General features: G+C 51.0%; 11 protein-coding genes. 4 read left to right on the top strand and 7 right to left on the bottom strand.

Annotated features, from left to right (window positions below):
- Positions 1-23: 23 nt before the first annotated feature.
- Positions 24-512, bottom strand: coding sequence for a hypothetical protein (locus tag BMX17_RS21875; protein WP_092664087.1), 489 nt, complete (start codon positions 510-512; stop codon positions 24-26).
- 21 nt (positions 513-533) lie between these two features.
- Between BMX17_RS21875 and BMX17_RS21880 the strand changes: the two genes are divergently transcribed.
- On the top strand, positions 534-740 hold the full coding sequence (locus BMX17_RS21880) for a hypothetical protein (RefSeq protein ID WP_092664089.1): 207 nt from the start codon (positions 534-536) through the stop codon (positions 738-740).
- A 255-nt stretch (positions 741-995) separates the two neighbouring features.
- Here the strand turns inward: BMX17_RS21880 and BMX17_RS25470 are convergent, their stop codons facing one another.
- Genes BMX17_RS25470 through BMX17_RS25480 form a run of 3 tightly spaced genes read right to left on the bottom strand, consistent with a single transcriptional unit; the run spans position 996 to position 2,628 of the window.
- Entirely contained in the window at positions 996-1,646 is a 651-nt protein-coding gene (locus BMX17_RS25470) for a DUF6338 family protein (protein WP_139203652.1), read from the bottom strand.
- The gene (locus tag BMX17_RS26765) at positions 1,647-1,895 is read right to left on the bottom strand and encodes a hypothetical protein (RefSeq protein WP_139203653.1); all 249 of its coding nucleotides are present in this window, start codon (positions 1,893-1,895) and stop codon (positions 1,647-1,649) included. It abuts the gene before it with no gap.
- Positions 1,888-2,628 (bottom strand): hypothetical protein, encoded by a 741-nt coding sequence (locus tag BMX17_RS25480; RefSeq protein WP_139203654.1) that lies wholly within the window; start codon positions 2,626-2,628, stop codon positions 1,888-1,890. Before BMX17_RS25480 ends, BMX17_RS26765 begins: the two co-directional genes overlap by 8 nt.
- A gap of 316 nt (positions 2,629-2,944) precedes the next feature.
- On the opposite strand from BMX17_RS25480, the gene BMX17_RS21890 reads away from it, so the two are divergent.
- Together BMX17_RS21890 and BMX17_RS21895 are read left to right on the top strand one after the other, a co-directional pair.
- A complete protein-coding gene (locus BMX17_RS21890; RefSeq protein ID WP_092664093.1) occupies positions 2,945-3,682 on the top strand; it encodes a restriction endonuclease in 738 nt (245 codons plus the stop codon).
- Positions 3,683-3,847: 165 nt separating this feature from the next.
- Positions 3,848-4,594 (top strand): hypothetical protein, encoded by a 747-nt coding sequence (locus tag BMX17_RS21895; RefSeq protein WP_092664095.1) that lies wholly within the window; start codon positions 3,848-3,850, stop codon positions 4,592-4,594.
- 96 nt (positions 4,595-4,690) lie between these two features.
- Here the strand turns inward: BMX17_RS21895 and BMX17_RS21900 are convergent, their stop codons facing one another.
- Complete coding sequence (locus BMX17_RS21900) at positions 4,691-5,485, bottom strand: hypothetical protein (RefSeq protein ID WP_092664097.1); 795 nt, start codon at positions 5,483-5,485, stop codon at positions 4,691-4,693.
- A gap of 224 nt (positions 5,486-5,709) precedes the next feature.
- Between BMX17_RS21900 and BMX17_RS21905 the strand changes: the two genes are divergently transcribed.
- Positions 5,710-6,333, top strand: coding sequence for a hypothetical protein (locus BMX17_RS21905; protein ID WP_092664099.1), 624 nt, complete (start codon positions 5,710-5,712; stop codon positions 6,331-6,333).
- Between the two features lie 30 nt (positions 6,334-6,363).
- Here BMX17_RS21905 and BMX17_RS21910 read toward each other — a convergent pair whose 3' ends face one another.
- The gene (locus BMX17_RS21910; protein ID WP_092664101.1) at positions 6,364-7,248 is read right to left on the bottom strand and encodes an IS1595 family transposase; all 885 of its coding nucleotides are present in this window, start codon (positions 7,246-7,248) and stop codon (positions 6,364-6,366) included.
- Between the two features lie 44 nt (positions 7,249-7,292).
- Entirely contained in the window at positions 7,293-7,706 is a 414-nt protein-coding gene (locus BMX17_RS21915; protein ID WP_170845520.1) for a TetR/AcrR family transcriptional regulator, read from the bottom strand.
- Positions 7,707-7,755: the final 49 nt, after the last annotated feature.

Here is a 7,755-nt window from a genome sequence, read left to right on the forward strand (position 1 = left end):
CCCAGTAGACCGGTACCCCATCGCTAGAGCGACCGGTCTGGATATCCAATTGCCCCCTCGTGCCAAACGTGTGATGTTATCTTCCCCCCAGTTGCGAACTTGGCAATCGATGTGAAGTGGATCTGGTAGGCCTTTTCACGAAAACTTGCTTTGAGCGTCTTCTGTATTGGTGTCCCAAGCGATGCCGAAGTCGATTGCCATGCGTCACGTTGCTCCTCTCCCTCATAGAGTCGCAGTTCGACAGAGGCCAAGCGATACGACTGATTGGTTTGTTCAGTCTGTGTAACCGTTACTGATGTGTTGAAGATGATTGGCTCTGCGGGGGAGAATGTCTTAGGATACTCGGCACTAATCTGGTGGTCAAACGCCTGCGGAACACCCATATAGACAGTATTCGTGTCTGGAGTCTGCTCAGGTGCGGAATCTGACTCCTGTCCAGCACACCCTGGTAGGCCGAAAGTGGTGAGGGCAAGTCCAGCTGCCAGGAGCTGGCGGCGGGGATACTGCGCCATATGTTGTGTTGGCTGTGATGAATGAACAAATCTTTTGGCACCCACTTCTGGGACCGCGAGACCGATACCGTCCACATCATTCGCGAGGACAGCGGCCGCGGGCGGAAGCTCCTCGACGGCGGCGATATATACAACTACGCCGACGCCGTGGCCGATGCGTATGGGTGGCAGTCACGGCGGCTCCACCGGACACTCGGTGATGCCTGGAACAACGGGGTGAGTGCATGATGGGCGATGTGGACCTGGACGTGGTTGAAACGCAGCTGGCCCAAGCGTATACGCGGGCGTTAGAGCCCGTGCGCGCGAACACATTCACGCGGCGCTGCTGGAACTGGATGCGGAGATGCCGAAGGGGCTCGCGGAATGCCCCAGATGTGGGCGTATGGGCCTGCCTGAGCGGGTGCGCGATCACGACTGCTAAGGCATTCCTGTACCTAAATATCGTGTTTAGTGCCTCCGAAGATGAATACTACGAATATACATTCATTCATCTTCCTTTGGTCTTTTAGGCGCTTCTACGATTTCTAATCTCACGATATCTTCCTCCAATAACAATACACCCGTCCCCCCTTCCACCCAATCGCCGATATGTTCATCAAACCAGAGCGGATCATATAGATATACTTCTTTAGGGTTTTCAGCACGGCTGTATTCCACGACTTGTCCTTTTACTAGTTCGTCGTCAGAGGTGAGAACCTGTGCGACCGACCGGTCCTGAGTTGCTTTCTTTAATACACCCTCCCAAGGCTGCCAAGGGTTTCGACGTATTTCTTTATCCCCCCACATTCTCCCACGGATTAATTCAGGAATGTCAAAAATCAATATCCATGAGAGAACGGCACCAACAACGATGGTTATAATCCCCAATATGACAACATACTCAGGGTGGAACCGAGTACTAAAGAAGACACTCTCAATTCCTTCTGGTCTGGTGATTTGATGGCCTAGTAATCCTACGACAGTGAGAAATATTGTATCAATAATGCCACTTAGAACCAAACAGAGGATTATGAATTCGGACTTCGGAATTTGTTTTTCAACTACAGCAATAGAGATGGCTATATAAGCAGCAATGAATCCTGGTACAAGTAAAAAAAGACCGATAAGGAGATTCTCTGGTGAAAATGGTTGCATCTATTCGTTAGAAGTATCTCCATCACGTCTGGCTCGACGATTACCTGTCGATCGTGACTCGTTTCGGAATCTCGCCGGAATATAGCCGTCGTCGTACTCAGATGTCTCTAGCCGTTCATCATCATCATTTGCTTCAGCCGATTTCTGGAATGTTCCCTCACCAAGGGCCTCTACTCGGTTACTTTTAGATTCTCCACTGTCATTAGTCGTTTCCTCTTGATCGCTCGTGTTGTTGTCGTTTTCAGTCATCGTTTTTTAATTGCCAGCCGTCTTCAGTCATATATGGCGATTCGGTGTATCCTACCGCTTGCCAAAATGGACGTAACAACGGTGTTAGTTGCTTTCGAACATTCCCCGGTGTGACTGATACAGTTGGAGTCTCAATAAATGAGGGTTTAATCTCCCGATGCGTGTGAATTCCTCTTCCAATTTTCGGAGTGTACACACCATCAATATTCATATAGCTCATAGTTGTCAACACAAAGTCATTCTCCGATCCCACAAAATTATCAATATATGAAGATACGAGATAGGTTATCGTCTTTTCAAGTGTCTTAGTTGTAATACACATCTGGTCCCGTCGCTCAGATATTAGATCAGTACTGATTGCTTCAACAATGCCAGTTCGATCAATCCATGTACAAGATAGCTCATCGCCATCAGTTGGGTTTGACGCTTTGGCACCTCTCGCGCATGAAACTACGCGTTCTGAATAGTTTGAATAGGAAGACCGCATAAGAATGGGGAACTGCGTAGAAGAGTCCACCAACTCAGCAACATCAATTTCATCCTTAAGATATGGTCCGAGAGCATTAACAGTGGCAATATGGACAAGGATAATTCCTTTTTTATCCCCGTTCATTTCAAACTCTCCATCAGATATACGATCAATCCGTCGATAATGATAGTCTCGCAGTACCTCATGCGGTTCAGCTGCACCAGATCGGGCATCAAACAGATCTGTAATTGGTCTGGTTTCCATTTATTGGTACACCGAGTCAAACACCCCTAATAATTACCAAACCGTAGTGAAAGTAATATCCAGCATAGATTTTTGGGAAAAGGGCACGCCACAAGAATATGAAGTGGTCGAGTATTTCTCCGTCTTAACCATCACAGCCACCTTAACTTGCCAATCGTTGGAAGTCATTTCCTATCGTCAGCAAACCAGAAAAATCCTACAGCACTCTTAGTACTCTTCACAGTCCCTGCCGAGTGCATATTGTGATTCACCACCAGTTTTCGACATTCGAAAGAGCTTACAGACTGACACACCCGGCCGCCATCACCCATATCCAATGGCTGCCGACGCGGACCACGACACCCTCCAAGCCCAGCTCCAGCAGATCGACCCCTACGAGTTTCAGTCGTTTGTGGCTGCTCTCTGGGAAGAGGAAGGCTGGGACACGCACGTCCCCCAGAATGGCGAATCGAGTGTCGTTGCCGAGCGTTCGGGCGCGATTGACCAGCGACTCCTCCTCCAGACCCGTCGCTACAGCGACGGCAACACCGTCAGCAAATCCGATATCCAGCAGGCCCCCGATGCCGATACCACGGTCGTCGTCACGACCTCAGCATTCACCGAGGGAGCAAAAGCCCACGCGTACGAGCACGAGATGAAGCTCGTCGACGGCGACGATCTCGCCGAGATGGTCCAGGAACACGGCCGCGAAGATCTCGTCGCGGAATACACCGACAGCACGAACGCAGACACAGACAGGACAGAGCCAGCCACGAGTCCCCAATCCCGTCTCACCGACGGCCACCTCGACCGCGTGGCCGTGGTTGCGGCCGTCCAGCTGGGCAGTCTCGCACTCATGTTCCAGCCGACACTGGTTCCAACCATCCCAGAACCTGTGGCGGCGGTCGTCTTTCTGGTGAGCTGGTTTGCAGGCCCGGTAGCCCTCTATACAGACTATCGCGCTGCCACGCTCCCGGACTGGAGTGGCGGTGGTATGCTCTTGTGGCTGGTTGGGTCGCTCGGATTGCCCGGTGTGACACCCACCATGTATCTGGTGCGGCGGCTCATGGGTTGAGATGCAAGCGAGCAGATACACACGGGCGTTAGAGCCCGCAGCGCGCGAGCATATCCACGTAGCACTCCTGAAGACACTAAGGCCCCGAAAGCGTCGGCGAAGAAGCCAGTTGTCGGGCATCTGAAGTATCGTAAACCCTACTTTGACACAGAATGACAATTGAGCATGAACGGCTCGGAGGATACCGGCGAATCGGACCCTCTCGACATTGATCTCGCCGAATTCATCCAAGACAGATCCGCCCTCCTTGTCGTTATGGGAGTATTCGCCGCCATCGCAGTATATATCTCGGATACTGCGCCGGAACTCGGGACAAATACTGATTCACAACTGATGTACGCGACGGGTTTCGTCGCCGCGTTTGGAATGGCGATTCTGCTCCTCTGTCTTGTCTACAAGGAACTCGCTGCTGAAATCGGGTCATGGAACCGCTTACATCATGCTCACTACCGTCTTAATAACCTGCCACTCGCCTTCTTCACACTACTCAACACTATGCTCATTCTCTCGATTTCATATCTCATGGCGCGGTATGAGGCCGTACTCTTCATGTTGTTGCTCATCGCTGCCCTGTTCGCCGGCGGTGGTATTGTTTTGCGAGCCCTGTATGCGATCGGAAGGTATCTGCCCCAGACTGCTTGGGCCCGAATTCCGGCGATGTTCTTTTTCAGCGTTGTCAGTGGCCTCGCCTCACATTACATCATCACGGAGTACCTATCTGGTGTTAAGATTGTCACGATTCAGAAAATGTCGTTCACAGACCCAATGCCAGTAGTAACCGCGGTTGCATACATCCTCGTGGCCTCAATCCGCTCGGCAGCTGCACTTTGTGTGTTCGTCGCGATCATTGGGACCCCGATTGTGTTGATCGACAAGATACGTGGCAAATCTTTATACGACAATCCCAAGTGAGTGGTTCATTCCCTCATCAATATGATGCTTCAGACAGCAGATCTGTTAATCTGAAATCCTTCCGGAATTTTTCGCAAGCGCTGCCACTCTCTTCGCTTAGAACAGCGCCTGCTTGTTCCGGAACTCATCTAATACCTCCTCTGGTATTGCCGGTCCTGTCACTAGCGGCATTTCTTCCGGGTCTGCGTTCTCAAAGTCCTCAATCATTTCTTCAAGATTAGATTCCAGACTTTGCTCTGTCATATAGTGTAACTCACCTCGTTCTAGCAATGCTCTTCGGACAATCGCCGTTGTGACTGCCCCGTAGACTAAATCTAGGCTACTTTGCACGTCAGTCGGCCGCTCGGAAACGACTTCGATTTCGAAATGTTGGGGACCAATTCGATTGATGACCGAGATATTTGAGTTTCCTCCACCGGGGACGATGCTGGTGAAGTCACCAGTATATGGAGCAGGGATGAATTTGGAGAAAATACAGAGGTCGTATAAATCAGGGAATCTCTCGGTGTCTGCATCGAACTCAACTTGGATCCTGGTGTATCTCGAATTCCGATATGTTGGAAGATACTTTTCTTTCAGTTCCTCTGTCTCGCGTTCACGGAGAATTGACCGGTCGAAGATGCGTGGAGTGCGGACGTGCATCACAAGTGAGTCAATGAATCGATCCCGGTTTTCACGGACTTCCTGATTACGGCTGTAGGCGTAGGTGATAGTGTTCCCATCCAATGCCTTGGATAGCTCTACTTGGCGCGCATCAATTGACGTGTAGTCCTGGCTCCGGTAATTCAGGTAACCAAACACTGTTGAGAGGCTCGCGGCTACCAGTGTGAGGCCAGCCACAAGTTCTGGCAATATTCGAATCAGGCCAGTCAACCAAGCAGAGATGCCCATTTACCGGCGTTTTTAACGGACTCTCTGTATAATTACCGCCTGCCGCAGTGCTGCCGTAGGTCTCCGTATAATTGCAGTCCCGGCAGATTGTAGCGGTCAAAATTAACCAACACACTTAATCAGGATCCTCATTGTTGGTTAAGCCACCATGACGAACTCCTGTCGCCACTAACCCCCAGAAGCAAATCATAAAATATCTATCTTAACGGCTGGAAAACAGCGGCATGGATCCAGCAGACGTGGTTGATGATTCATTTAGAGATCTATTTGATAAATCTGCCAAGATAATCCACGAACAGGAGAATTTTGAACAGGCACACAAGACACTGGAAGACCATTTCAACCATCTCGAGAACGGACACAGCCGGGCAGTCTACCAAGTGCCAAGCATCGCGGAACAAGATCAACCTCTTGTCGTGAAGTTCGCCCTTCCAGTTAGCGGAAATTCTGGAACGAGTGATGCGCTGTATCCAGTTGAGTATACTGAGGGGTGGATGTCTAATTGGCACGAGATCATCCTCTCTCATTTTGATATACTCGAGGATGTGCTTGTCCCGGTAGTGGATCATCACGAGGATGGCCTATGGATCGTAATGCCGTATGCAGAGACGCTGCCGAACTCGCAAGAGGTGACTATGGAACTACGTCCCCTCTCGGAACGAATTGAGCAGGCGAATGTGGAATTTGTGAGCCATGGTCAGACAACTGGCCAACCAGAGATCTACCAAATCAAGGCGTGGGGCCTTTATCAAGGCGAGTGTCGGCTCCGGGATTACGGCGGGATCGTGGTCGCTGATGAAGAGCGTCTGAGCCAACTTCCATATCCCCTCTCTGAACCAGATATCTAACTTACGCTCTTGCGTAGCACATTGTTGATTTCAGAGCGTTGCTTTGATAGCGTGTTTGAGTGCGGCTCGTCCCGGTTTTCGGTATAATTCTCGACGGAGCTGGAACGCTCTGAGATACTGTGTCAACTTGTCTTTTGAGACGCCTCGATGGGGCGAGAGCCACCGTCGCGTCAGCGACGCGTGGCTCTCGCAGGTGTTGACGTGCACCTCGTCGTCGGCGTATTCGCCGTCGCCGTGGATGACGTATTCGCGGTCGAATGCGTCGTCCGCTTCGAGCGGTTCGTACGCTCGAAAGCCGTCGGTATAGACCGTGAGCGACTCCTCTTGGCGGTTAGCAAGCAGGAGTCGAATCGTCGATTCGTCGGCGGCTTTCGCTGGGATCACGTATCGCTGTCCAGTCCCGCGATCAGCGATGATGAACACAGGTGGCTTGTCGCCATCGTACGAACCTCGCCCGCGCGTGGACAGGCCACGCGAGCGCGACGGTTGGTCGCGCTCGCGGCCTTTCTTCCCGGCAGAGACGTACACTTCGTCAATTTCTACCGGACCAACCAGATCGAGAGAAGGCGCATCGAGCGCTCTGGCGAAGCGCTCGATGCGCCGGTGAATCGTCTTGTGTGTCACCTCGATTTCGCACTGAAGTTGCCGGAGACTCGTGTTAAACCGAAGAAACGCGTAGATCGAGAACAACCACCGGCGGAGCGCAACCTTCGAGTGAGCGAAGATTGTGCCGGTCTTGTCGTTGAACGTGCGGTCGCAATTCTTACAGAGATACCGTTGAAACTCTCTGTAGCTGCCGTTTCTGACCGTGCGGTCAGAACGGCAGCGAGGACAGGTAACACCGTCACGCCAGCGAACCTGTTGGAGCAGGTCCGCTGCGATCGATTCCGAGCCAAACACATCGAGCGGAATCATTCGTGTCGGGCACCGCTGACGCGGTGCCCTTGTCCTCTTTGACTCTACAGCGACCGCTCAGCAGTATCAACAATCTCCGACGGATGAGCGAATGGCTTATGTGGTGATTGTGACTGTACCTCAAGCAAAGCAATTTGCATCTGCCGGATCTCTTCGCTGGCAGTGTCATCAGGACCGTATAAAAGCAGATCTACAAGTGATAGTAACTGTTCTTCTGGTGAAGACAATCCCTCTATTTGAATGGTTTCTCCGAATTCAGAAAGGAGGTAGTCTAAAAATGCTGCCAAGAGATCTTCTTTCGTATCATAATGATAATGCAGGACTGCTTTTGATTTGCCAAAGTTATCAGCGATTGATTGGATTGTGAGACCTGCATAGCCATGTTGCTGGATCGCGTCATAAGTCGCCTGCATTATTTCTTGCTTTGTTTCGTCAAGTTGATTTTTGTTATTATCCACAGTAAGCACCTGCCATCATTTAAGTATAATCTCCATCATGTATGTCGCG

Origin of the sequence: Halorientalis persicus, from assembly GCF_900110215.1 — an archaeon.
Lineage (GTDB): Archaea > Halobacteriota > Halobacteria > Halobacteriales > Haloarculaceae > Halorientalis > Halorientalis persica.

Excerpts from the sequence above, each read along its gene's own strand:
- BMX17_RS21895 (WP_092664095.1), top strand. The coding sequence starts at position 3,848 with ATGAACGGCTCGGAGGATACCGGCGAATCGGACCCTCTCGACATTGAT.
- BMX17_RS26765 (WP_139203653.1), bottom strand. The coding sequence starts at position 1,895 with ATGACTGAAAACGACAACAACACGAGCGATCAAGAGGAAACGACTAAT.
- BMX17_RS21900 (WP_092664097.1), bottom strand. The coding sequence starts at position 5,485 with ATGGGCATCTCTGCTTGGTTGACTGGCCTGATTCGAATATTGCCAGAA.
- BMX17_RS25480 (WP_139203654.1), bottom strand. The coding sequence starts at position 2,628 with ATGGAAACCAGACCAATTACAGATCTGTTTGATGCCCGATCTGGTGCA.
- BMX17_RS21905 (WP_092664099.1), top strand. The coding sequence starts at position 5,710 with ATGGATCCAGCAGACGTGGTTGATGATTCATTTAGAGATCTATTTGAT.
- BMX17_RS21880 (WP_092664089.1), top strand. The coding sequence starts at position 534 with ATGAACAAATCTTTTGGCACCCACTTCTGGGACCGCGAGACCGATACC.
- BMX17_RS25470 (WP_139203652.1), bottom strand. The coding sequence starts at position 1,646 with ATGCAACCATTTTCACCAGAGAATCTCCTTATCGGTCTTTTTTTACTT.
- BMX17_RS21875 (WP_092664087.1), bottom strand. The coding sequence starts at position 512 with ATGGCGCAGTATCCCCGCCGCCAGCTCCTGGCAGCTGGACTTGCCCTC.
- BMX17_RS21910 (WP_092664101.1), bottom strand. The coding sequence starts at position 7,248 with ATGATTCCGCTCGATGTGTTTGGCTCGGAATCGATCGCAGCGGACCTG.
- BMX17_RS21890 (WP_092664093.1), top strand. The coding sequence starts at position 2,945 with ATGGCTGCCGACGCGGACCACGACACCCTCCAAGCCCAGCTCCAGCAG.